Here is a 21,310-nt window from a genome sequence, read left to right on the forward strand (position 1 = left end):
ACGGCCTCGGTGGCCGGGCCGAGGTGGATACGATGCCGACACCTGTGCAGGACTGGTGCGACGAACGGAATCGGTCATGACAAAGCTGGTGAACTCGCTGTCCGAGGACGAATTCGTGTTGGTGCGGCAGACGAAGAAGGCGGAGATGGCAGATCTCGACGAGGACGGCCTGATCGATCTGCACACCCGTATCCGCCGATCCCGCAACAAGTACGTCAAGCTCTACCGCCGGCAGGGTGCCGAGAAGGTCGGCGCGAAAAAGTCTCGTGCGGCCGGTAAGTCGGCGAACGAGCGGAACGCCGGCAAGGCGGAGGTGTTCGAGGATGCGCTGGCCCGGGTCAGCCGCCAGCTGGGGGCGGTGGCCCGCCGCTCGGCCGAGGAGCTGAAGCAGGAACGGCTCGCTCGCGCCCGCTCGGATGCCGCCGCGCCCGCCGAGGATGTCGGTGCCGAGGGCAAGGTGCGGTCGAAGGGCAAGACCCGCGTCGATGCCACTCGTAACTCGGCCGGCCGCAAGAAGTACGAGGCGTCGACCATCGCCGCCGGGGCGCGCCGGCAGGCCAAGAAGGACAGCAAGAACCGCTGAACGTCCGGGATCCGCCGCGACGACGTCGGTGGAGCAGGCCCGGGGTGCCGGTGCATGTGAAGCACACCGGCACCGCCGAGCCGGTCAGTGAGTTGCCAGCGCGACGCGCCGGCCGTCTCCTCCGCGACCGGGCTGCCCCGGGACGCGGGGCGGTCGTCAGGCGAGAGCGGTTGCCGAGCGTCCCTCGAGGGCGGATTCGACCAGGTTGCTCTTGGGTAGCGTCGAGCCGGACTGCACGGCCTCGATCCACTGGGTGGTCGTGGTGACCGCGGCGAAGTTGGACTGCAGCAGCACCATCAGGGTGGTGTGCAGGGACTGCGCGGAGACCTGCCCGGCGGCGTTCGCGAGATGGATCGCACCGGTGGCGTCGGAGAGGATCTCCGTGGCGAATCCGAGCGCCTCGGCCTCCGCGGCGGTGGCGAGATCGCAGTTGTTGGTCATGTATCCGACGATCGTGACGGTGTCCACCTCGCGGGCGCGCAACCAGCCGGCCAGGTCGGTGCCGGCGAACACGCTCGCGTACTGCTTGTGCACGCGTTTGCACGTCGGGTCGATGCGCCGCTCGAGATCCGGGTGCAGCGACCATCCTCGCGAACCTTCGACGAAGACGGGGGCTCCGTCGGGCATACGGTGCTGAACGACGACGACCGGGACGTCGTGGGCGGCGGCAGCATCGAGGGCGGCCTCGATGTTGGCGAGCGACTGCTCGCGCGGCGGGTACTGGATCTCGAGCGGTCCGTCGAAGTACTCCTGCTGGACGTCGACAACGACGAGGGCACGGCGGGGTGCGGTCACGGGTTTCCTCCCTGGGAAATCATTCGGGGTGTCGCGCCCACGGGGTGAGCGCCTCACTGCCCGATTGTTCGGCAGGTCTACCCTGGCCGGAAGTGGCACGAATGCACACTTTCGATGAGATCGGGCCAACCCGGGAGAACAGGATGCGAATCGCTGTCTACGCCTTCGACGGGATCACCATGTTCCACCTCGCGGCACCGTTGCTGGTGTTCGCCGAAGTGCGCCGTCTCGGTCCGGCCCCCGACTGGCAGACCCGGCTGTGGTCGGACCGGGCCGGCTCGGTCTGTACCGCCGAGGGATACCCGATCGGTGAGGTGACCGGACCCGAGACGGTCGACTGGGCCGACATCGTCATCGTCCCGTCGTGGCCGATGCCCCCGAGGCCGATCGGTGCAGAGTTGAAAAGACAGCTGCGCCAGGCACATGCGCGGGGTGCGGTGATCGCCGGGTTGTGTCTGGGGGCGTTCGCCGTCGCCGACGCCGGGCTGCTCGACGGTCGTGCGGCGGTCACCCACTGGGAGGCGATGCCGCTGCTCGCCGAACGCTGCCCCGGCACCGAGGTGGACTCCTCGGTTCTCTATATCGACCACGACGACGTCCTCACGTCCGCAGGTACGGCCTCGGCGATCGATGCCTGTCTGCACCTGGTCCGCAAACACCTCGGGTCGGCGATCGCCACCCGGGTGGCCCGATACCTGGTCGTGGCTCCGCACCGAGAAGGGGGACAGGCACAGTACATCGAACGTCCCCTCGCGCGGCCCGCCACCGACACCGCGATCGCCGAGGTGCTCGAATGGGCGCTGACCCGGCTCGACGAACCGCTCGCGGTCGATCGACTCGCGGATCGGGCCCGGATGAGCCGGCGCAGCTTTGTCAGGCACTTCCGGCAGGCCACCGGCACCACGCCGGCACGCTGGATTCTCACGCGCCGACTGCAGGAGGCACGCGCTCTGCTCGAAACCACGGATTGGAGCATCGATGCCGTCGCGTCCGCGTGCGGCTTCGGCAGCAGCGCCACCTTCCGGCAGAACTTCACCTCCGCCTTCGCAACTTCACCCACCGCCTATCGTCGGCAGTTTGCATCCCGGCCGCAACCGCTGGTACCCAGGAGGACGTGAAAGTGACACGAGGTGCGAGTCACCGGCGAGGGGCCAAGTCCCGTGAGGTGGTGTACGACGTCGCCGCGTGATTCCTCGGCGGGAGGTCAGGTAGTCAAGGCCGGTGCAACCTCCTCGGCGGGTTCAGTCACGGTTCTTCGGCCGTGTTGGTACGGGAGCGGGCGAGCACATCCAGTCCGAGGTAGCGGCGCCCTTCGATCCACTCATCGTGCTCGCTCCGCGAGCACCGCCTCGACGAGACGGATCAACGCGGTACGATCCGGAAAGATCCCGACCACATTGGTTCTCCTACGGACTTCTTTTGTTGAGGCGCCCCCTGCGGATGATTGCTCCAGATCTGCTTCCAGATCTGTTTGGGAAATACCTTTAACCCCAACAGATCCGACACTGCGGCGTCGAGGTGGTCGGCGGCCTTCGCCGACTTCCCGGATTGGTGCCGGGTCATAGGCCTGCCCGGTTGAGACGTTCGATGAGGCGTGGTTTGCGCGCAAGCGTGTGACGTAGTGCCAGGATGCGCTGGGTGAAGGTGTCACGTCGGCGTCGCGTTCGGCGAGCGTCCGGAGATCGGTGAGCAGTGCGGCGGCGGCGTCGTACTCGCCGGACTTTCGGGTGGCGATCATCGCGTCGATGCGAGACCACGGGCCTTGTGCCGGCGGGCTTCCTCCCCGGCGCGCCGGGCAGCTGCCCGGCGCTCATGGTCGCCTCGGCGACGCGCCGCGGCCTCGAGAAGATCGGCCACGGTCCGGCGAGGTGGGGCGGGCAGGTTTGTGGTGTGCTCCGTTGTGGAATCGACGAAGCATCTCCATCCGGACGGTCACCGTGTGATTTTCGGCGACCCGCAGCAGGAGTCGAACGGTGCGCTCGTGCGGGCCGCGATGGCGAGCAGGTCATCGTCGAGGCGGAGAAGTTCGGCCAGGGCGCGCTGCGCCGCGCTGAGGGTGGCCAGTCCGGGGCGGCACGGGTGACATCGGTGCGCCGGCGTCCGGATCGACGTCGCCGGACTCGTCCTCGCTGGTCAGGTCCAGCACGAGGAATTCGCTCGTGGTCCAGGCAGTTACCCGCTCGTCGACGCAATAGTCCCCGACGACGTCGAGGTCGAGCAGGCCGCGCGGAAGGCGGAGCAGGATCCGCCGTGTTCCCCAGTTGGCCAGGTACAGGTGCGCGGCGTAGTAGCGCTCCATCATCCGGTTCGGATCGTCCCGGAAGCTGCCCAGCGGAACTCGTTGACGAAGCTGGTGGCCGTGATCCTCGCGCGGGTGGACAGGGAACGCACTTCGGCCTGCTGACGCTCGTCCAACGGCCGGTCGACGGTGAGGAACTCGTAGTGCTGGTACTCACTCATCGCCCCTCCCGCCGATCGGCGCGGTCGTAGGGCTCCGCCCGGAAACCCGAGTCGTCTCCCCGATGGATGAACAGGTGTCCCTCGAGTGTGGCGTCCTGCGCCAGGGCGGCCCAGCCGCGGCCGCTGACCTGGTCGCCTTCGTCGTCGCCGTCCCAGCTGAACTCCACGGCGGTGCGGCCGTCGCGTTCGATGGTCCGGCAGTCCATCCAGCCGCGGACGGCGATGAAGCCGAACTGGCCGGTCCCGTCGGCGGCGAGCTCGATGAAACCGGGTTCGACGAGGTCGATCGCGTCGCGGTCCCACAGGTCCATCTCCACGATCCGCCACCGACCGGTCAGGCGCCTCACTGGTCCTCCATACTTGTCGCGAGTGCGGTGTCAGGGTAGCGACCGCGGGGGACCGATGCCGCGCGTCGCCGGCGCAGCGGCCTGCCTGAGATTCCCCTGAACCAGTGGACACGGAGGTCGGGGGCTCGGTGAGGGCTTGATCGCGGCGCGGCCTCGCCGAACGTGCAGCCCACGTCCCCTTGACCTACTTGACTTGACCTACTTGACCGAGGACGATCGAGGTATGAGCACTCCACTGAAGAAGGTTGTCGACGACCAGCTGGACGCCAGCGGGATGGCCGCGGAAGAGCTCAGCGACGACGACGCGCGGTACGTGGCCGACGGCGTGAGACGTATGCTGTCGAGCCTCAAAGCGCGCCGAGCGTGGGAAAAGCACATCGGCCCGATCCTGACCCACAAGCAGACCCTCGAAGTGACCGGCTGGTCGAAGCAGGCGCTCAGCCAGGGGGTCAGGGACAATCGCGTGTTGCGCCTGACCGCCGAGGACGGCACTGCCGGGTACTGGTCGGATGGCTTCACCGAGACTGCCGCCGGCTACCGACCGATCGCGGGGATCAAGAACGTCCTGGGCGCCTGGGCCCATGCCGACGTCGAACCGTGGACGATTGCGTCGTGGATGTCGAGTGCGCAACCCGAACTCGACGGCCGGACACCGCGGCAGGCCCTGCTCGACGGTGACAGTGCTGATGTCGAGAAGCTCGCCCGCCAGGCGTCGGAACGGCTCGCTTCGTGAATGTTTCCCGCGCACAACAACACCTGAAACCGCCACCGTCCCCGGACACACTCCGGGGACGGTTCCCTGAGACCGGGCTGGCTGCCCGTACGACGATCTACCGCAGTCATGCCGCCGGCCTGGGGGCGTGGTGGTTCAGCAGCAATGGGGGCGGCCGTTTCGATCTCACCGGGTCCGAGGGAACCTGCTACACCGCGGAAACCGAGCTCATCACCTTGCTCGAGGCGTGGAGCGGCATCTACGTCATCCCACGTCCGGAACTCGTCAAGCGGGACATTTCAACGGTGATTGTCCGTAGGGATCTGCGTCTCGCCGACGCGACCTCCAACCGGGCGATCCAGTTCGGATTGACCTCCGAGATGTTCACCACCACCGACTATCCGCTGACCCAGCAGTGGGCAAAGGCGTTGCACGAAGCGGGGTTCGACGGCATTCGGTACTGGGCACGGCACGATCTCAAGCACGTCGATGCGTGCATCGCGGTATTCGCGGCCAGCGGCGATCAGACCGGCACAGACGAAGAGCCCAGCGATTTCGCGGTGCTCGGTACCGAGAACCTGCTCGACCGCCCGGACCTGTGGGAGGCGCTGGAGGAAGAGGCAGGGATCGTGGTCCTCGACATCCCCAGGAGCTTCTGACCCTCCTCGCGTATGTCGGACGTGGGTCCTACGGTTGATGACTATGACATCGCGTCTCGCGGTAGCTGGTTGCGTTCCCGAGTCGATCATTGACGAAGTGCAGCGGTGGTACTCAGCGCCCGGTGTGGGTCGCTGGATGGACTCCGAGTTCGACGTCAGCGCCCTCGTCAAGCAGATGGCCGGCTCGGGACGGTTCGTCGGCAAATACCTGCTTGCTTCCTGGGGATGTGTGGGATTCGACAGCGAACATCAGCCTGTGGCATTCATGGGCGCCGACGTGTTGGTCAACCGTTCAGAGCAATCCGACTGTGGCCGGCCCGGAACTCGGAGGAAGCAGGTCCGCGACAACTGAGGTGAACCGTCTCGGGATTGATGCCGCTTTCCATTCTCGAGAGATGATGCACATCATGTTCTAGCGTTACCCGGCGAGGTCCTCGACGTCGTGATGAAACTCCGCCACCTACTGCGTATGGTTGCGGACCATCGCCCACGTGCGCGGCCCGTCGCCGGGCAGGGTCACGGAACCGACGACGTCGAAACCGAGCCTGCGGTAGAACGCGACGTTCCGCTCCGACGACGTCTCCAGGTACGCGGGCACCCCCGCTTGGCGGGCTTCCCTGAGTCCGGGTTCGAGGACCGCGCCGCCCAGGCCCCAGCCCTGCCGGTCCGGATCCACGGCGACGGTCGCGAGGAACCACACCGGTCCGACGGGCCGCAGTGGCGCCAGCGCCTCCTCCGCGGCCGCCGCCGCGTCGGCCCGATCACCGGACAGCTCGGCGACGCGTCCGGCGATGCGTTCGAAAGCCTCTGGGATTCCGGTGGACTCGGGGGTGGTCCACACCGCGACGGCCGACGCGTCGTCGGCCACCCACACCCGCCCACAGCGCAGGCCGATCTCGGTCAGGTACAGCCGCTGCAACTCCTCGACGCGACGCAGGTGGTCACGGGCATCGACGGTGTGGCGGGTGAACGGGTAGTCGGCGAAGGCGCGCGCCAGGGTGCGGGTCGCGCGGTCGACGTCGGCGGGCTCGGCGGGACGTATCTCGGTCATCGCGACCCACCGTAGAGCCGCGCCGGGTCCGGCCGCGAACCGTTTACCGCGCGGCCCGGGTGGTGGGCCGGATCTCGAACCGTTCGGGGATCCGCAGCCACGCGGTGCTCACCGTCGACCAGTCGCCCACCCCGGGCCACGGCCCCGACTGGCTGTGCCGGTAGCCGCCGGCCTCGTACCGGTCGTACGGCACCTCGGACAGACGGGGGTGGGCGCACAGCAGGCCGAGGGCCGACAGGTGCACGGCGTCCCACTCCTCGGCGATCGACGGCCAGTCCGGGACGCGCGCCCCGCGGTACTCGAGCGGATGGTCGGCGATCAGGGCCGCCCAGTCGCCGGCGGTGTCGATCCGGGCGATCCGCGCGACGTCCGGATCGAAGTGCACGGTGTAGCGGGCGGGATCCTTCAGGCCGCGCAGGTTCTCCCCGCTGGCGCTCCACGTGTCGCTCGCCCCGTCGTGCAGGGGCGTCGCGGTCCAGAACGCGCCGTCGGGCAGCGCGCCGGGCCGCTTGCGGTTGCGCACCCGCGGCAGACTCAGCTCGGTGATCGTGCCCTCGTGGGTCTGCGGGGAGTCGAGGGTGTTCCGGCGCGGGTGACGCAGCGCGGCGCAGATCGCCTCGGCCATCTCGATCGTCGCCGGTGCGGTGAGGGCCATGTCCAGGACGTCGTTGGCGCCGTTGCCGTAGAGGTACTCGCCGATGATCAGCACGAGGTCGTCGACGAAGCCCTCGAGGGTGTCGGCGTCGACGAATGCGGCGACGGACGGCCGCGGATCCGCGTCACGGTAGGCGCGCAGGTACCAGTGGACGAGCATGCGTCCCGGAATGGTGTCGAGGAGGTTCGCCGCGGCATCCGAGCACATGCCGGACATGTTGCCGTACGTCGGCTCCCTGCCCGCTGACCACACGCCCTGCCGGCTGACCACACGCCCTGCCGGCTCACCACACGCCCTGCCGGCTGAGCACGCGCCCTGCAGCGAACCGTTGCTCAGGCGCCGGCTCTCGTGGTGCGCCGCTCGATCGTGACTGCGGGTGCCGGGACCGGTGGCGTCAGGGCCGGCGGCAGCGCGAGCACGACGATCTTGACCCAGACGGAGCCGATCTGGCGGCCCAGCCCGCCGGTGTTGTAGGGCAGGCGGTACTTCTCGCACAGAGCCTGCACCTCGGGCGCCATCGCCGGGTACCGGTGCGCCGGGAGATCGGGGAACAGGTGGTGCTCGATCTGGTGCGAGAGGTTTCCGGACATGATGTGGAACAGCGGGCCGCCGGTGATGTTCGCCGATCCGAGCATCTGCCGCACGTACCACTGCCCGCGGGTCTCGTCGGCGGTTTCGTCCTCCGTGAAGGTCTGCACGCCGGACGGGAAGTGGCCGCAGAAGATGATGGAGAACGCCCACATGTTGCGGACCAGGTTGGCGGCGGCGTTCCCGGCCAGTGTCGGGAGCATCAGCGGCCCGGACAGCAGGGGAAAGACCACGTAGTCCTTGAGGACCTGGGGGCGGGCCTTGCGCCACCAGCCGCGGACCAAGGGTGCGATGTCGGGCCACGGGCGTCGGCCCCGGAGTACGCGGTCGGTTTCGAGGTTGTGGAGCATCACGCCCCACTCGAAGGTGAGCATCAGCACGAGCGCATACAGCGGGTTGCCCAGGTAGTACGGGTTCCAGCGTTGACCGGGGTCCATCCGCAGGATGCCGTACCCGATGTCGCGATCCCGCCCGAGGATGTTCGTGTAGGTGTGATGCATGTAGTTGTGCGAGTATTTCCACTGGTCGGCGGGACAGACGATGTCCCATTCGAAGTCCTGGGAGTTCACGCCGGGCTCGCGCATCCAGTCGTACTGACCGTGCAGCACGTTGTGCCCGATCTCCATGTTGTCGAGAATCTTCGAAATCCCTAGTGCGCCCACGCCGGCCAGCCACGCCGGCGGAAACACCCCCAGATGCATCAGAACTCGGCCGGCCACCTCGGCGCCCCGCTGCACCTTGATGACGCGAAGGAGGTAGTCGCGATCCTGGGCGCCGAGGTCCGCGGTGATGCGGGCGCGCAGCGCATCGAGTTCGCGCCCGAGTTCCTCGACCTGGTCGTGGTCGAGCACGACCACGTCCGCGGGTGGCCTGCTCGCCGGGGAGCGGCCCGGCAGCGGGAGGGTCGGCAACGATGGCATGGGCAACTTCGGTCCGAGCATCTCGGGCCTCCTCGTGCTGGTGCGGTGCTGTGACCGTGGTCGAACGGAACTCCTGGCGTCGGCGTACCCGCGGAGACACCGCCGCGATGTGCGGCGCGCGGGGGCACTCGGCGCAGTAGCGCCATACCCGAGAGGGTGCGTGGTGGGGCGGTGGGCCGCCACCTCTGTCCTGTCAGTGCCTCCTCTGCATCGATCGGCACTCGATTCATCCAGTGTCGTGGCTTCGGATCTCCGCGGCATGGCCGCCACTTGAACATTGGGTTTCCGGGGCAGTTCCCCCAGGTCCTGGTGATCGAGTGGTTGCGGCGTCGGTCGGAGAGTCTCGACGCGCGGGGCTTGCGCCGTCACTATTCAGCGTTACTATGTACCAGTAGTCAGTAACGCTTAGTAGTTGAGGAGGTGTTCCGTGAGCAAGCAGATGACGGAGATGCTCAAGGGAACGCTGGAGGGCATCGTCCTCGCGATCGTCTCCAACCGGCCCGCATACGGCTACGAGATCACGGCATGGCTGCGGGAGCAGGGCTTCTCCGACATCGCCGAAGGCACCATCTACGCCCTGCTCGTCAGGATCGAGAAAAGAGGCCTGGTCGACGTGGAGAAGGTGCCGTCCGAGAAAGGGCCACCGCGCAAGGTGTATTCGCTCAACGTGCAGGGACAGGAATACCTCGAAGAGTTCTGGGGGACATGGAGCTTCCTCGCAGAACGGCTCGAACAGCTCCGCGAAGGAGACAGATGACCATGTCCATCTCGAAGATGATCGGCTACAAGCGGCGATGGCGGCAATACAAGGCGCGCACGAAACAGCTTCCCGCGGACTACCGCACGGCGATCGATGCGCTCGAGCGGTACCTGATGCACTTCGGGCCGGGGGACCCCGCCAGCGCGGCTTCGATGTTCGAGGACCTCGCCGATCTCTTCGAGCAGAGCGCGGCGGACGGAACGCCGATCCGCGCCGTCGTCGGGGAGGACCCGGTCGAGTTCGCGGAGGCATTTCTCCGGAACTACCCGGAGGGTCAGTGGATCAGCAAGGAACGGGAACGGCTGACCGACACCATCGATCGCGTCGCGGGCTCCGAATCGTGACGCACGAGAGAACGGATATCCGGATGACAACCGATCAGGTGCAGTTGCCCGCGATCCGCGTGCAGGGCCTGGAGAAGGCGTTCAAGGACCTGCCGGTGCTGCGCGGCGTCGACTTCGACGTGGCGCGGGGCAGCATCTTCGCCCTGCTCGGCTCCAACGGGGCGGGCAAGACCACGGTCGTGAAGATTCTGTCCACGCTGCTCGAGGCCGATGCAGGGAGTGCCGGCGTCAACGGCTTCGACGTCGCTACGCAGGCTGCCGATGTGCGAGAGTCCATCAGCCTCACGGGACAGTTCGCCGCCGTCGACGAAATCCTCAGCGGACGTGAGAATCTCGTGCTGGTCGCCCGGTTGCGGCACGTCGAGGATCCGGGCAGGATCGCGGATGATCTGCTCGAGCGCTTCTCGCTGACCGACGCGGCCGCGCGGAAGGTGTCGACGTATTCGGGCGGCATGCGCCGCCGCCTCGACATCGCGATGAGTCTCATCGGGGATCCGCCGGTCATCTTCCTCGACGAGCCGACGACCGGGCTCGACCCCCAGGCGCGCCTCGAGGTGTGGCAGGCCGTCCAGGAACTCGCCGAGCACGGCACGACGGTGCTGCTCACGACGCAGTACCTGGAGGAGGCCGAACAGCTCGCCGACCGGATCGCGATCCTCCACGAGGGCCGGATCATCGTGAACGGCACCCTCACCGAGCTCGAGCAGTTGCTCCCGCCCGCCACGGTCGAATACGTCGAAAAGCGGCCGACCCTCGAGGACGTCTTCCTTGCCGTCGTCGGTGCCGACGGCAAGGACGGCGACGCCGGCAACGACGCAGCGCCGGCGCGGAAGAGTAGGAGACAACGATGACCAAGCACTTCTTCGGCGACACCGCCGTCCTGCTGGGGCGCTCTCTGCGCCACATCACGCGCAGCCCGGACACCATCACCACGACCACGATCATGCCGATCGCCTTCCTGCTGCTGTTCGTCTACGTGTTCGGCGGCGCGATCAACTCGGGGTCGAATTCGTATGTGAACTACCTGCTGCCCGGCATTCTGCTCATCACCATTGCTTCGGGCATCTCCTACACCGCATTCCGGCTCTTCCTGGATATGAAGAGCGGCATCTTCGAGCGATTCCAGTCCATGCCGATCGCACGCTCGTCCGTTCTGTGGGCGCACGTGGTGACCTCGTTGGTCGCCAATCTGACCTCGGTCGTGGTCATCGTGCTCGTTGCCCTCCTCATGGGCTTCCGCTCGGCGGCGGGAGCGCCGGCGTGGCTCGCGGTCGCCGGCATCTTGATCCTGTTCACCCTGGCGTTGACGTGGATCGCCGTGATTCCCGGTCTCTCCGCGAAGTCCGCGGACGGCGCGATCGCGTTCTCCTACCCGCTCATCTTCCTGCCGTTCATCAGCTCGGCATTCGTGCCCACCGACACCATGCCCGGCCCGGTACGCGCCTTCGCCGAGCACCAGCCGGTGACGGCCATTGTCGATGCCATCCGCGACCTGTTCACACAGCAGCCGGTCGGTGCCGACATCTGGATCGCCCTCGCCTGGTGTGTCGGCATCCTCGTCGTCGCGTACATCTTCGCCATGGTGACGTACCGCCGCAGGATCGGCTAGGACGGGCGCCGCGGCGGGGAACGGTGGGCCACGAGCTCACCCGACCCCGCCGACGTGTGCGCCGTGGCCAACCCGCCTTCCCGTCCGGCCGGGCAGGGACTACCGTTCGCCCATGCGCGCAGCCGCCGTCGTCGTCGCCTGTCTGGTCGGCGCGGCCGCGTGCGCGTCCCCACCACCGCCGGACCCACCACCGCCGGCGCCGCCGGCGCGTGTCACGGTCGACGGGCGGGGCCTGATTCTGGACGGGAAGCCCTGGTGGCCGACCGGGCTCAACGCCTATCAGCTCGCCTCCGACTGGGACGTCAACGGTGGCTGCGGCGCGCAGGTGGACCTGGACGCGTACTTTTCGTCGCTGCCGCCGTCGTCGCTGACGCGGTTCAACGCCTTCCAGGCGCTGGCGTTGAACCGCGTCACGGGGACCCTGGACTTCGCGGCGATCGACGCCGTGTTCGCCGCCGCCGAGCGGCACGGCCAGCTCGTCATGCCGGTGCTGTCCCCGCAGGACGGCGCGTGCGGCAACGAGCTGTACAAGGACCGCGCCTGGTACGAACACGGCTGGACCACGCGCCGGGCCCCCTTCGCGGTCAGCTACCGCGACTGGGTCCGCCTGGCCGTGGACCGGTGGCGGGTGTCGCCGGCGCTCGCCGCGTGGGACCTGCTGGGCGAGCCCGAGCCCGGCGTGTGCGGCGACGCCGCGTGCAGCCTGCCGCGGCGCTCCTGCCCACCCGACTCGGCGCAGCTGCTGCGCGCGTGGACCGACGCGGTCGGCCGGATCGTGCGGGAGACGGACCCGCGGCACCCGATCACCCTCGGCCTGATCGGCGGGGACCAGTGCGGCAGCGCCGGGGACGGCTACGCGCAGCTCGCGAAGTCGCCGTACGTGGACGTGCTGCAGTACCACGACTACGACGAGGCGGCGTGGCTGCCGGTGCGGCTCGGGCAGGTGACCAAGCCGATCCTGGTGGCCGAGCTCGGCATAGAAGCCGGGAGCTGTCTGCCGCTGCCCGAACGTGCCGAACGCGTGGACACGGCCCTGACCGGCTACCGCGAGGCCGGGGCCGCCGGCGCGCTGCTGTGGGCGTTCGTGCCCGACCCGCGCGGCGGCGAGTGCACGTACGACATCGGCCCCGGCGACCCGGCGTTCGAGGTACTCGCCCGGCACCGGACCTTCTGACCCGTGCCGCGTCGATCGTCGCGTGGAGGGACGTGCGCCCGGTAGCCGTCCAGCATCGAACCACCGTTCCTGGACCGTTCGAACGGACCTGTCCGCCAGTCGGATACGGAACCGGAACACGGTCGCTCGCAGTAATTCGTTTGCGGGTTCACCCCGTGGTGAATATTGTCTGCTGCGTCCGGCGGAGAGGCCGGTCGAACTCGGATGGAAAGTGGTGAATTATGCCCCGGACAGCCGCCGAGCTCCTTCACGATCCCGTGAAGCGCTCGGACCGGTGATCCGCACCCACCATCGGATCGCCTGTCCGGTGTGAGGTCTTCGCGGGATCGAAAGTGCTCGGCACACATTGCAGCACAGTTGATCTCACAGAGGAGAACCCAAGTGTCCCACAGTGGCACATCGATATCGCACCTTTCCACGTTCACATGTATCCGGTGCGGGCTGACGGTACCTGCCGCGACGCCTGCCGGTGCAACACGGACACACTGCCCGAACTGCCTCGCCGGAAAGCACCGACCCGGACCGGACGCCACGTGCGGAGCACGCACGCACCCGATCTCGATCGCGGTGCTCCGGGGCGGAGAGTGGATGCTCATCCACCGCTGTACCGCCTGCGGTGGCCTCGACGCGTGCCCGGTGGTCGAGGACGACAACCAGTTGCTGTTGCTCCGCATCGCGGTGAAACCGCTGGCGCAACCGCCGTTCCCGCTCGAGCATCTCGCACAACTGTAGGAGCGCTCGGTGTCCCGCAGGAACAATCGAACACTGCGAGTGCAGCGGCCGAAGCCGGCACATCGCGACGCACCCGCGCGGCACGGAACATCGTTCCGCTGCCTCGGATGCGGTCTGGACGTGCCGATGCAGGCGCCCGGAACCGCGCACCGCAACCACTGCCCGCACTGCCTGTCCAGTAGGCACGTCGATCGTGTGCCCGGCGACCGGGCCGCCGGCTGCGGGGGCCGGATGGAGCCCATCTCGGTGACCGTGCGCGGGGGTGGGGAATGGGTGATCATCCACCGGTGCCGCACCTGCGGCACGCTCGACGCCAACCGCTGCGCCGGGGACGACAACCCGCTTGCGCTCGTCCGGATCGTGCTGCGGCCGATCTCGGCCTCGGGCGTGCTTCTCGACGGGTAGAGGCCCACGGGAGCGCTTCCATCTCGCTGCGGAAGGACTTGTCTGCCGGCGGGGACGGCAGGATCGACCGAACGTCGCGGGTGCCGTCCGTCCGTGTCAGCTGGTCGGTTCGGTCGCCGGGTGGGCCGGGAGATGAGTCGCGGCCCAGCTGGCGAGAAGCTTGAGCCGGTCTTCGGAGTCGGTTCCGGGTTCGGCGGTGTAGATGGTCAGGTCCAGGACCCAGTCGTCGTCCGCTGCCAGGTCGAGGGAGTGGTAGACGAGGTCGAGCGTGCCGACCACCGGGTGGTTGAACTGCTTGTTCCCGGCGTGATGGATGCGGACGTTGTGTGCTGCCCACCGGGCGCGGAATTCGTCGCTGAGCGTGGAGAGTTCACCGACGAGCTGACGCAGGTCCTTGTTGTGGGGATCGCGGCCGGCCTCGGCTCGCAGCAGTGCCACGGTCACGTTTGCGGCGCCGTCCCAGTCGGGGAAGTAGTCGCGAGCGCCGGGATCGAGGAACTGGAAGCGGGCGATGTTGGCGGTTCTGCGGTCGTCGGCGAACATCGGCGAGTACAGCGCGCGGCCGAGCGCGTTGGTGGCGAGGATGTCCATGCGCCCGTTGCGGACGAACGCGGCGGAGGAGGTCATCGAGTCGAGCATCCACTGCACCCTCGGCCGCACCTGGGCCTGCTTGCGGGCGCGGGGTGCGCGGTGGGTGGGCCGGGCGGCGCGGGCGAGGTCGAACAGGTAGGTGCGTTCGGCCTCGTCGAGCTGCAGTGCCCGGGCGACCGCCTCGAGGACGTCCTCGGAGACGCCGCCGATGTGGCCCTTCTCCAGGCGGGTGTACCACTCCGTGCTCACCCCGGCCAGCACAGCGACCTCCTCGCGCCGCAATCCGGGGACCCGGCGGCGCCCGCCGCCGGCGGGCAGCCCGACCTGCTGCGGGGTCAGCCGGGCCCGCCGGGTGGCGAGGAAGCTGCGGATATCGGCGCGGTTGTCCACGCCGTCCACGGTACGTCCGGTGCGGCGTCGTGGGAGGTTGTGCTTGTACCCCCCATGAACGCGACCTCCCGCGGGGGTGGTGCGCGGTGTTCCATGGAATCGGCCCGGAAAACAGCCGGGACACCCACATCAGATCTCGTGCGAACAAGGAGCACCGTCATGCGTGGAGCAATCCTGTACGCCCCCGGCGACGTCCGTGTCGAGGAACGCGACCGTCCGTCCCTCGTCGAACCCACCGACGCGATCCTCCGGCTCTCCGCGGCATGTGTGTGCGGCTCGGACCTGTGGCCCTACCGCGGTGTCGAAACCTACGACGGCCCGATCCCCATGGGTCACGAGTACGTCGGCATCGTCGAGGAGATCGGCGCGGACGTCGCGAATGTGAAGGTCGGCGACTTCGTCGTCGGCTCGTTCTTCGCGTCCGACAACACCTGCGAGATCTGCCGCGCCGGGTATCAGAGCTCGTGCGTCCACCGGGTGCTCATGGGCAGCCTCGGTTCCCAGGCCGAGTTCCTGCGGGTCCCCCTCGCGGACGGCACGCTCGTGGCCACTCCGGGCATGCCCGAACCCGACCTCATCCCGTCTCTGCTGGCCGCCTCGGACGTCCTCGGCACCGGCTGGTTCGGTGCCGTCGCCGCCGAGGCCGGACCGGGCAAGACCGTCGCGGTCGTCGGCGACGGCGCCGTCGGTCTGCTCGCGGTGCTCGCGGCGAAGCAGCTCGGCGCCGAACAGATCATCGCGATGAGCCGTCACGAACCCCGGCAGCGGCTGGCCCGCGAGTTCGGTGCCACCGATATCGTCACCGAACGGGGTGACGCGGGCGTGGCCCGGATCAAGGAGCTCACCGGCGGGCTGGGCGCGCACTCGGTCGTCGAGGCCGTCGGCACCCAGGAGTCGATGATGCAGGCCATCCGGTCCACCCGGCCCGGCGGGCACGTCGGTTACGTCGGGGTCGCCCACGACGTGCAGCTGCCCGGCGAGGAGCTGTTCTTCTCGCACGTGCACCTGCACGGCGGTCCGGCACCGGTCCGGCAGTACCTGCCCGAGCTGATCGACCTGATATGGAATCGAAAGATCAACCCGGGCAAGGTGTTCGATCTCGAGCTGCCACTCGGTCAGGCCGCCGACGGTTACAAGGCCATGGACGAGCGGCGCGCGATCAAGGTGCTGCTCCGCCCCTGACCTCCGCGCCGGGATCCGCTGGGGCACTGGTACGCCTCGTTCGTCGTCACCCGCGACAACGTCTCTTTGCTGGCCAAGGCGCAACGCACGATGGCGCGCCGGCGACCGGGCAAGGGACGCCCGGCGTCGAACGGCTACCGGCGGTCCCGCAAGCAGGCGGCAAAGATCCAGCAGAAGGCCGCGGGGCGGACCGGCACGAGGCGCGGCGGGTGGTCGCCCAGCATGCGGTGATCGCGGTAGAGGATTTCCGGCCCCGGTTCCTGGCCAGGTCCACGATGGGTTCGTCAACGCCGCCCTGTTCGCCCATCTCAGCGGCGCGACGTTCGTGTTGCAGGGCATCTACGGCCTGTCGCCGCAGGGCTACTCCTAAGCGTTCGGGCTGAACTCGTTGGGATTCATGGTCTTCGGATTACTCGCCGGCCGAATCGCGGAGTGGTGGTCCGTCCACGGCGCCCTGGTCGTCGGTCTGATCACGGTGGTGGCCGGCGCCGGTGGCGTGCTGCTCACCGCCACCGCCACCGCACACCTGCCGCTGGCCGCGATGGTCGTCTCGCTGCTCACGATGGTCAGCGGGGTGGCGGTCACGACCCCGCCGTCGACGTCCCTCGCGTTGGAGAACCATCCCGAGGTCGCCGGCTCGGCCGCCTCGCTGCTGGGGCTGGCCCGGTTCGCATTCTGTGGCGTCACCGCCCCCTCGTCGGCCTGGCCGGCCCGGAGACCGCGGTGCCGCTGGGCGTCGTCACCGTCACGGCAGCCCTGCTCGGCCTCGTCGGCTACGTCCTGCTCCGCCCACCGACAGCCGGCACGCCGGAACACCGTGCGTTCGCCTGAACCTTCAGCCCGGCCCGAAACCACCGCAATTCCACTCAGAGGAGAAGCCTCCATGCGTGTCCATGCCTACGCAGCCTCGTCCGCATCCGCGCCGCTGGCCCCGACGGTCATCGAACGACGGGACGTCGGACCCAACGACGTGCTCATCGAGATCAAGTACGCCGGCATCTGCCACTCCGACATCCACACCGTCCGCGGCGACTGGGGACCCCAGCCCTACCCGCTCGTCCCCGGCCACGAGATCGTCGGTCTCGTCGCCGAGGTCGGTGCCGACGTCACCCGCCACCGGGTCGGTGACCGCGTCGGAGTGGGCTGCATGGTCGACTCCTGCCGCGAGTGCGTGAACTGCCGCAACGGCGACGAGCAGTACTGCCTCGACGGCATGGTCCCCACCTACGCGGGCGTCGACCGGGACGGCACCACCACCCAGGGCGGCTATGCGACCCATGTCGTCGTCGACGCCGACTTCGTGCTCTCCGTGCCCGAGACGCTCGACTTCGCGGCCGCTGCGCCGCTGCTGTGCGCCGGCATCACCACCTACTCGCCGTTGCGGCGCTGGAACGCCGGACCGGGCACGAAGGTCGCCGTCGTCGGTCTCGGCGGTCTGGGGCACTTGGCCGTCAAGATCGCCCACGCCCTCGGAGCCGAGGTGACGGTGCTGTCCCAGTCGTTGAAGAAGCGGGAGGACGGCCTGCGGCTCGGTGCCGACCACTACCACGCCACCAGCGATCCGGCCACATTCGAGCAGCTCTCGAGCCGTTTCGATCTGATCGTCAACACGGTCAGTGCCGCCATAGATGTCGACGACTACCTCGGTCTGCTCGCGGTGGACGGCACCCTGGTCAACGTCGGTGCCCCGGCCGAACCCCTCAGCCTGAACGTCTTCTCCCTCATCGGCGGCCGCCGCTCCTACGCCGGCTCGATGATCGGTGGCATCCGCCAGACCCAGGAGATGCTCAACTTCTGCGCCGCACACGACATCGGCGCCGACGTCGAGGTCATCCCCGCGGACCGGATCAACGACGACTACGAGCGCGTCCTGGCGTCCGATGTCCGCTATCGGTTCGTCATCGACACCGCCACCCTCGGTTGATCTGCAGCCCGGAGTACCTGAGCGCATGCACGGGCGCGCCCGAACCACCACGCCGAAGGAAGCCCGATGGACACCCGCTTTCGTGCAGTGCACGTGTCGCTGTCGCTGGCTCTCGTAACCCTTGCAGCCGCGTGCAGCAGTCTCCGGAGCCCACCGTCGACGACGAGTGGGACCGCATCCGTATCGCACTCATCGTCGACGGGCAACGCCTGACGGGAACGCTGTCGGACACCCCTGCCGGTCGCGACCTCCTCGCGCAGCTCCCTTTGACCCTCACCATGACCGACTTCGGATCCGTGGAAAAGGTCGCCGAGCTACCCACGTCCCTGTCGATCACCGGCGCCCCACCCGGGCAGCACACCGGCGACCTCCTGGTGGAAATCGAGCATGTGGGGGACTGAACCGGGGGAGCGGCCCATGAGCTTTCGTAAGAACGTGGAAGACCCGGAGCGCCAGTGCGAGACCCATACCCGCCGTCAGGAGGTAGTCGTCTTCGGATTGGTCATCTTGATCCTGGTTGTGACGACATACCTGGACTCGAGGTAGGGGGATCGCCGGTTCGGTCGCCGGGCTGTCCGCACTGCTGCGCGTGCTCGCAGTGGGATTCCGAGGGAGCGAAGGGTGGGACCTCACGGTCCCACCCTTCGCCGTCTTCGGTCTCAGGCGTCCGTGTCGAGCGTCGGGGTGCCCTGGTCTTCGGGGAACCACATGCTGACCCGAGCGAGCGTGCCACCGTCCGTCGTGGGCAGCGTGACGCCGGAGATGTAGGCCGAATCGTCGGAGACCATGAACAACGCTGCGCGCGCGTTGTCCATCAGTGACGGTGGCCGATTCAGCTTGAGGGGGATGGGGGAGATGCCGGGATCCCAGGGGCCGGCGACCTCTTCGTAGGACTGTCCCACCACCGGGGTTCCGGCCGGCGCCAGGAAGTTCGGCGACATGCCGTGCGTTGGAGCGATCGCGTTGACCCGGATGCCGTACTTGCCCAGGTCCAGGCTCAGTCCCCGCACCAGGCCGTTCACTCCCGCCTTCGTGGCCGAGTACATCGCAATGCTGTGGTACGCCACGAACGAGGCGGCGGACGAGGTCGCCAGGATGACACCGCCGCCGTTGGCCCGAAGGGCGGGAACCGCAGCCTTGGCGGTGTAGAAAACACCGGAGAGGTTGACGCCGAACACGTCCTGCCAGTCGGCATCGGTCAGATCCTCGAATTCGACCTGCTCACCCCCGGCGACCGAGGGCACGCCACCGCGGGAGACCACGCCGGCGTTGGCGAAGGCGATATCGAGCTTGCCGAAGGCGGAGACCGTCGCCGCGACGGCGTCGATCACCTGCTGTTCCCTGCGCACATCCGCAGTCACTGCGATGGCGTCGCCGCCGTGCTGCTCGATCAGTTCCACGGTTCCCTTGGTGCGCTCCGGGTCGATGTCGACCACCGCCACCTTTGCGCCTTCGGAAGCGAAGAGTTGAGCGCACTGGCGTCCCAGGCCGGACCCCGCTCCGGTGATGAGAGCGACCTTGTCTGGGAGGCGTCCCATGATTGTCCTTTCCCGTTCTGGTTCTTGTCCGATGTGTGGACGGAAGTTGTTGGGCGCGTACGGTCCCCGTGGTGCGGGCGACAAGGCAGAGGTGGTCCCCAGGGGTGGAGTGAGAGGGGGCCGCACGGGTGCTTGGTGTGGAGCGTGTCACAAACTATAGGAGCCGTGGCGCGGACAGTCAACATATGACAAATATCGATTGACGTAATATGTAACTGGTCGTAATGTGAGTCACAGAGGGGCCGGGCGCGCCGGATGGCTATCACGCGCCCCGTCGCTCCCGTGAGACCTCCTGCTGTCCTCTGCCGACACCGTCCGTGCAGGGAGGCGGCCCTTGTTCGAGCAAGGAGCTCATATGACACTGCACGACAACAGCTTTGCCCCGCCGAGCCGGGCCGGAGTGCCGCGACTGGTGGTGGACCGTTCGGCCTGCGCCGGACACGGACTGTGCTACGGCCGTTCTCCGCAGATACTCGACTGCGACGACGCGGGAGATCCGGTCGTGCTGAAGGCGTTGTTGAGTACCGATCAGGAAATCGCCGCCGCCGAGTCGGCGGCCCTGGTATGCCCGGAACGCGCCCTGAGCATCGAATTCAATTGACCCTACTGTGATCGAGGAACTCACCATGACCAGCACGACAGCTGCCGGCGCCGCTCCTGAAGAGCTCGTCGTCGACTTCGACATCTACGATCCGTCGTTGGCCGGCCCGGTCGACACTGTTCAGGACAAGGCCGCCGAATTGGCGGCGAAGGGCCCGGTGGTCTACTCGACAGCGCATGGCGGACATTGGATCGTCACGCGCTACAAGGAGATCCACGAAGTCCTGCGCGATCCCGAGACGTTCTCGAGCTACCCGAACAACCTCGTTACCGGACCGGGCGGCATGGGCAAGTTCATCCCGATCGAGCTCGATCCCCCGGAGCACACCGGCTATCGCACGGCGCTGCAACCGCTGTTCTCACCCAATCGCATGAAGGCACTGACCGAGCAGATCCGTGGAGTGATCAACGAACTCATCGACGGATTCGCCGCCCGGGGACAGGCGGAGTTCATCTCCGAATTCGCTCACGAGTTGCCGGCCCGGGTGTTCCTGGCGCTGATGGACTGGCCACTCGCGGACGCGCCGATGTTCACCGAGGCCACCGACACCATCCTGATGGGGAAGCCGGGTGCCGGCGAAGAGGAGTCCCAGCAGGCGCGCGCGGCCGCCGGAATGCAGATGCTCGGCTACTTCCAGAACATGGTCGACCAGCGGCGGAAGATGCCCGGCGAGGACGTCACGTCCGCTCTGATTCATACCGAGGTCGAGCTCGAAGACGGAAAGCGGCTGCTGACCGACGAAGAGCTCAACCGCATGTTCTTCCTGCTGCTCATCGCGGGACTGCACACGGTGCAGGGTTCGCTGGCGTGGAGCGTTATTCACCTGGTCAACAATCCGGACCAGCGCGAAGCCCTGATCGCCGACGAATCGCTGATACCCAGTGCCGTCGAAGAGATCCTTCGGATCGAGGCCGCAGTGGTGCCCGGGCGCTGTGCGACTCGCGACGTCGAACTCGGTGGTGTGCAGATCAAGAAGGGTGATCAGCTCATCCTCATGCTCTGTTCGGCCAACCGTGACGTCGAGGAATTCGACGACCCGGATGAGCTTCAGCTCGAACGTCACCCGAATCGGCATCTCTCCTTCGGCTCGGGTCCCCACCGGTGCCTGGGCTCCCACCTGGCGCGAATCGAACTGTCGCTCGCCCTCGAGGAGTTGCACCGACGGATTCCCGATTACGACCTGATTTCCGAGGAGCCGCCTCTCCTGCACGCCACCCAGGTGCGGGGGTGCATGCGGTTGCCCATCCGATTCACACCGGAGGCGTAAGAACGGTTCGACGTCGGCGCTCG

At 67.8% G+C, this 21,310-nt stretch carries 27 protein-coding genes and 1 pseudogene; 17 read left to right on the top strand and 11 right to left on the bottom strand.

Going from position 1 to position 21,310, the window contains the following annotated elements; translation table 11 throughout:
• Window positions 1–76 precede the first annotated feature (76 nt).
• A complete protein-coding gene (locus JYA75_RS10385; protein WP_203329969.1) occupies window positions 77–583 on the top strand; it encodes a hypothetical protein in 507 nt (168 codons plus the stop codon).
• Window positions 584–739: 156 nt separating this feature from the next.
• Here JYA75_RS10385 and JYA75_RS10390 read toward each other — a convergent pair whose 3' ends face one another.
• Entirely contained in the window at window positions 740–1,378 is a 639-nt protein-coding gene (locus JYA75_RS10390; RefSeq protein WP_043798402.1) for an isochorismatase family protein, read from the bottom strand.
• Window positions 1,379–1,521: 143 nt separating this feature from the next.
• Here JYA75_RS10390 and JYA75_RS10395 point away from each other — a divergent pair, with 143 nt between their 5' ends.
• Window positions 1,522–2,496, top strand: a complete 975-nt coding sequence (locus tag JYA75_RS10395) for a helix-turn-helix domain-containing protein (RefSeq protein ID WP_043798401.1) — start codon at window positions 1,522–1,524, stop codon at window positions 2,494–2,496.
• Between the two features lie 86 nt (window positions 2,497–2,582).
• On the opposite strand, the pseudogene JYA75_RS10400 reads toward JYA75_RS10395, so the two are convergent.
• The 4 genes and pseudogenes from JYA75_RS10400 to JYA75_RS10410 form a co-directional block, all read right to left on the bottom strand.
• Window positions 2,583–2,905: pseudogene (locus tag JYA75_RS10400) on the bottom strand (transposase); the annotation flags it as partial.
• A 478-nt stretch (window positions 2,906–3,383) separates the two neighbouring features.
• Window positions 3,384–3,680 carry a hypothetical protein gene (locus JYA75_RS28775; protein WP_239010564.1) on the bottom strand — a complete coding sequence of 99 codons (297 nt, stop codon included), beginning with the start codon at window positions 3,678–3,680 and terminating at the stop codon, window positions 3,384–3,386.
• Complete coding sequence (locus JYA75_RS28780) at window positions 3,677–3,838, bottom strand: hypothetical protein (RefSeq protein ID WP_232334161.1); 162 nt, start codon at window positions 3,836–3,838, stop codon at window positions 3,677–3,679. The genes JYA75_RS28775 and JYA75_RS28780 overlap by 4 nt, the downstream gene beginning before the upstream one ends.
• Window positions 3,835–4,185 carry a hypothetical protein gene (locus tag JYA75_RS10410; RefSeq protein ID WP_006936658.1) on the bottom strand — a complete coding sequence of 117 codons (351 nt, stop codon included), beginning with the start codon at window positions 4,183–4,185 and terminating at the stop codon, window positions 3,835–3,837. Before JYA75_RS10410 ends, JYA75_RS28780 begins: the two co-directional genes overlap by 4 nt.
• Window positions 4,186–4,408: 223 nt before the next feature.
• Here JYA75_RS10410 and JYA75_RS10415 point away from each other — a divergent pair, with 223 nt between their 5' ends.
• From JYA75_RS10415 to JYA75_RS10425, 3 genes are read left to right on the top strand one after another with little or no spacing between them, the layout of a single operon-like run.
• Window positions 4,409–4,918, top strand: coding sequence for a hypothetical protein (locus JYA75_RS10415; protein ID WP_203329970.1), 510 nt, complete (start codon window positions 4,409–4,411; stop codon window positions 4,916–4,918).
• Complete coding sequence (locus JYA75_RS10420; RefSeq protein WP_083662307.1) at window positions 4,915–5,556, top strand: RES family NAD+ phosphorylase; 642 nt, start codon at window positions 4,915–4,917, stop codon at window positions 5,554–5,556. Before JYA75_RS10415 ends, JYA75_RS10420 begins: the two co-directional genes overlap by 4 nt.
• A 43-nt stretch (window positions 5,557–5,599) precedes the next feature.
• Window positions 5,600–5,908 (top strand): hypothetical protein, encoded by a 309-nt coding sequence (locus JYA75_RS10425; RefSeq protein WP_144415045.1) that lies wholly within the window; start codon window positions 5,600–5,602, stop codon window positions 5,906–5,908.
• 108 nt (window positions 5,909–6,016) lie between these two features.
• Here the strand turns inward: JYA75_RS10425 and JYA75_RS10430 are convergent, their stop codons facing one another.
• The 3 genes from JYA75_RS10430 to JYA75_RS10440 form a co-directional block, all read right to left on the bottom strand.
• Window positions 6,017–6,607: a GNAT family N-acetyltransferase gene (locus tag JYA75_RS10430; protein WP_029545662.1), complete on the bottom strand. Its 591-nt coding sequence runs from the start codon at window positions 6,605–6,607 to the stop codon at window positions 6,017–6,019.
• Between the two features lie 43 nt (window positions 6,608–6,650).
• Entirely contained in the window at window positions 6,651–7,469 is an 819-nt protein-coding gene (locus JYA75_RS10435; RefSeq protein ID WP_239010565.1) for a hypothetical protein, read from the bottom strand.
• A 125-nt stretch (window positions 7,470–7,594) separates the two neighbouring features.
• On the bottom strand, window positions 7,595–8,791 hold the full coding sequence (locus JYA75_RS10440; RefSeq protein ID WP_203329972.1) for an acyl-CoA desaturase: 1,197 nt from the start codon (window positions 8,789–8,791) through the stop codon (window positions 7,595–7,597).
• A gap of 406 nt (window positions 8,792–9,197) precedes the next feature.
• Between JYA75_RS10440 and JYA75_RS10445 the strand changes: the two genes are divergently transcribed.
• The 7 genes from JYA75_RS10445 (at window position 9,198) to JYA75_RS10475 (ending at window position 13,794) form a co-directional block, all read left to right on the top strand.
• Window positions 9,198–9,527, top strand: a complete 330-nt coding sequence (locus JYA75_RS10445) for a PadR family transcriptional regulator (protein WP_006936644.1) — start codon at window positions 9,198–9,200, stop codon at window positions 9,525–9,527.
• Window positions 9,524–9,874 (top strand): DUF1048 domain-containing protein, encoded by a 351-nt coding sequence (locus JYA75_RS10450; protein WP_203329973.1) that lies wholly within the window; start codon window positions 9,524–9,526, stop codon window positions 9,872–9,874. Before JYA75_RS10445 ends, JYA75_RS10450 begins: the two co-directional genes overlap by 4 nt.
• A gap of 23 nt (window positions 9,875–9,897) precedes the next feature.
• Window positions 9,898–10,725 carry an ATP-binding cassette domain-containing protein gene (locus tag JYA75_RS10455; protein WP_275408355.1) on the top strand — a complete coding sequence of 276 codons (828 nt, stop codon included), beginning with the start codon at window positions 9,898–9,900 and terminating at the stop codon, window positions 10,723–10,725.
• Window positions 10,722–11,483: an ABC transporter permease gene (locus JYA75_RS10460; protein ID WP_203329974.1), complete on the top strand. Its 762-nt coding sequence runs from the start codon at window positions 10,722–10,724 to the stop codon at window positions 11,481–11,483. The genes JYA75_RS10455 and JYA75_RS10460 overlap by 4 nt, the downstream gene beginning before the upstream one ends.
• Before the next feature lie 112 nt (window positions 11,484–11,595).
• On the top strand, window positions 11,596–12,657 hold the full coding sequence (locus JYA75_RS10465; protein ID WP_065922184.1) for a beta-mannosidase: 1,062 nt from the start codon (window positions 11,596–11,598) through the stop codon (window positions 12,655–12,657).
• Between the two features lie 381 nt (window positions 12,658–13,038).
• Entirely contained in the window at window positions 13,039–13,389 is a 351-nt protein-coding gene (locus tag JYA75_RS10470) for an RNHCP domain-containing protein (protein WP_185713003.1), read from the top strand.
• Between the two features lie 39 nt (window positions 13,390–13,428).
• Complete coding sequence (locus tag JYA75_RS10475; protein ID WP_255326705.1) at window positions 13,429–13,794, top strand: RNHCP domain-containing protein; 366 nt, start codon at window positions 13,429–13,431, stop codon at window positions 13,792–13,794.
• Between the two features lie 96 nt (window positions 13,795–13,890).
• On the opposite strand, the gene JYA75_RS10480 is transcribed toward JYA75_RS10475, so the two are convergent.
• A complete protein-coding gene (locus JYA75_RS10480; protein WP_203329976.1) occupies window positions 13,891–14,784 on the bottom strand; it encodes a helix-turn-helix transcriptional regulator in 894 nt (297 codons plus the stop codon).
• A gap of 150 nt (window positions 14,785–14,934) precedes the next feature.
• Between JYA75_RS10480 and JYA75_RS10485 the strand changes: the two genes are divergently transcribed.
• Entirely contained in the window at window positions 14,935–15,957 is a 1,023-nt protein-coding gene (locus JYA75_RS10485; RefSeq protein ID WP_203329977.1) for a zinc-dependent alcohol dehydrogenase family protein, read from the top strand.
• A 366-nt stretch (window positions 15,958–16,323) separates the two neighbouring features.
• Here the strand turns inward: JYA75_RS10485 and JYA75_RS28785 are convergent, their stop codons facing one another.
• On the bottom strand, window positions 16,324–16,644 hold the full coding sequence (locus tag JYA75_RS28785) for a hypothetical protein (protein ID WP_239010566.1): 321 nt from the start codon (window positions 16,642–16,644) through the stop codon (window positions 16,324–16,326).
• A 196-nt stretch (window positions 16,645–16,840) separates the two neighbouring features.
• On the opposite strand from JYA75_RS28785, the gene JYA75_RS10495 reads away from it, so the two are divergent.
• Complete coding sequence (locus JYA75_RS10495; protein WP_203329978.1) at window positions 16,841–17,881, top strand: NAD(P)-dependent alcohol dehydrogenase; 1,041 nt, start codon at window positions 16,841–16,843, stop codon at window positions 17,879–17,881.
• Window positions 17,882–18,012: 131 nt separating this feature from the next.
• Window positions 18,013–18,282 carry a cyclophilin-like fold protein gene (locus JYA75_RS10500; protein ID WP_203329979.1) on the top strand — a complete coding sequence of 90 codons (270 nt, stop codon included), beginning with the start codon at window positions 18,013–18,015 and terminating at the stop codon, window positions 18,280–18,282.
• Window positions 18,283–18,540: 258 nt separating this feature from the next.
• Here the strand turns inward: JYA75_RS10500 and JYA75_RS10505 are convergent, their stop codons facing one another.
• Window positions 18,541–19,419, bottom strand: a complete 879-nt coding sequence (locus tag JYA75_RS10505) for an SDR family NAD(P)-dependent oxidoreductase (RefSeq protein WP_203329980.1) — start codon at window positions 19,417–19,419, stop codon at window positions 18,541–18,543.
• 355 nt (window positions 19,420–19,774) lie between these two features.
• Here JYA75_RS10505 and JYA75_RS10510 point away from each other — a divergent pair, with 355 nt between their 5' ends.
• A complete protein-coding gene (locus JYA75_RS10510) occupies window positions 19,775–20,020 on the top strand; it encodes a ferredoxin (protein ID WP_203329981.1) in 246 nt (81 codons plus the stop codon).
• A 25-nt stretch (window positions 20,021–20,045) separates the two neighbouring features.
• Window positions 20,046–21,287 (top strand): cytochrome P450, encoded by a 1,242-nt coding sequence (locus JYA75_RS10515; protein ID WP_203329982.1) that lies wholly within the window; start codon window positions 20,046–20,048, stop codon window positions 21,285–21,287.
• Window positions 21,288–21,310: the final 23 nt, after the last annotated feature.

This window comes from Rhodococcus sp. PSBB066, assembly GCF_017068255.1.
Lineage (GTDB): Bacteria > Actinomycetota > Actinomycetes > Mycobacteriales > Mycobacteriaceae > Rhodococcus > Rhodococcus aetherivorans.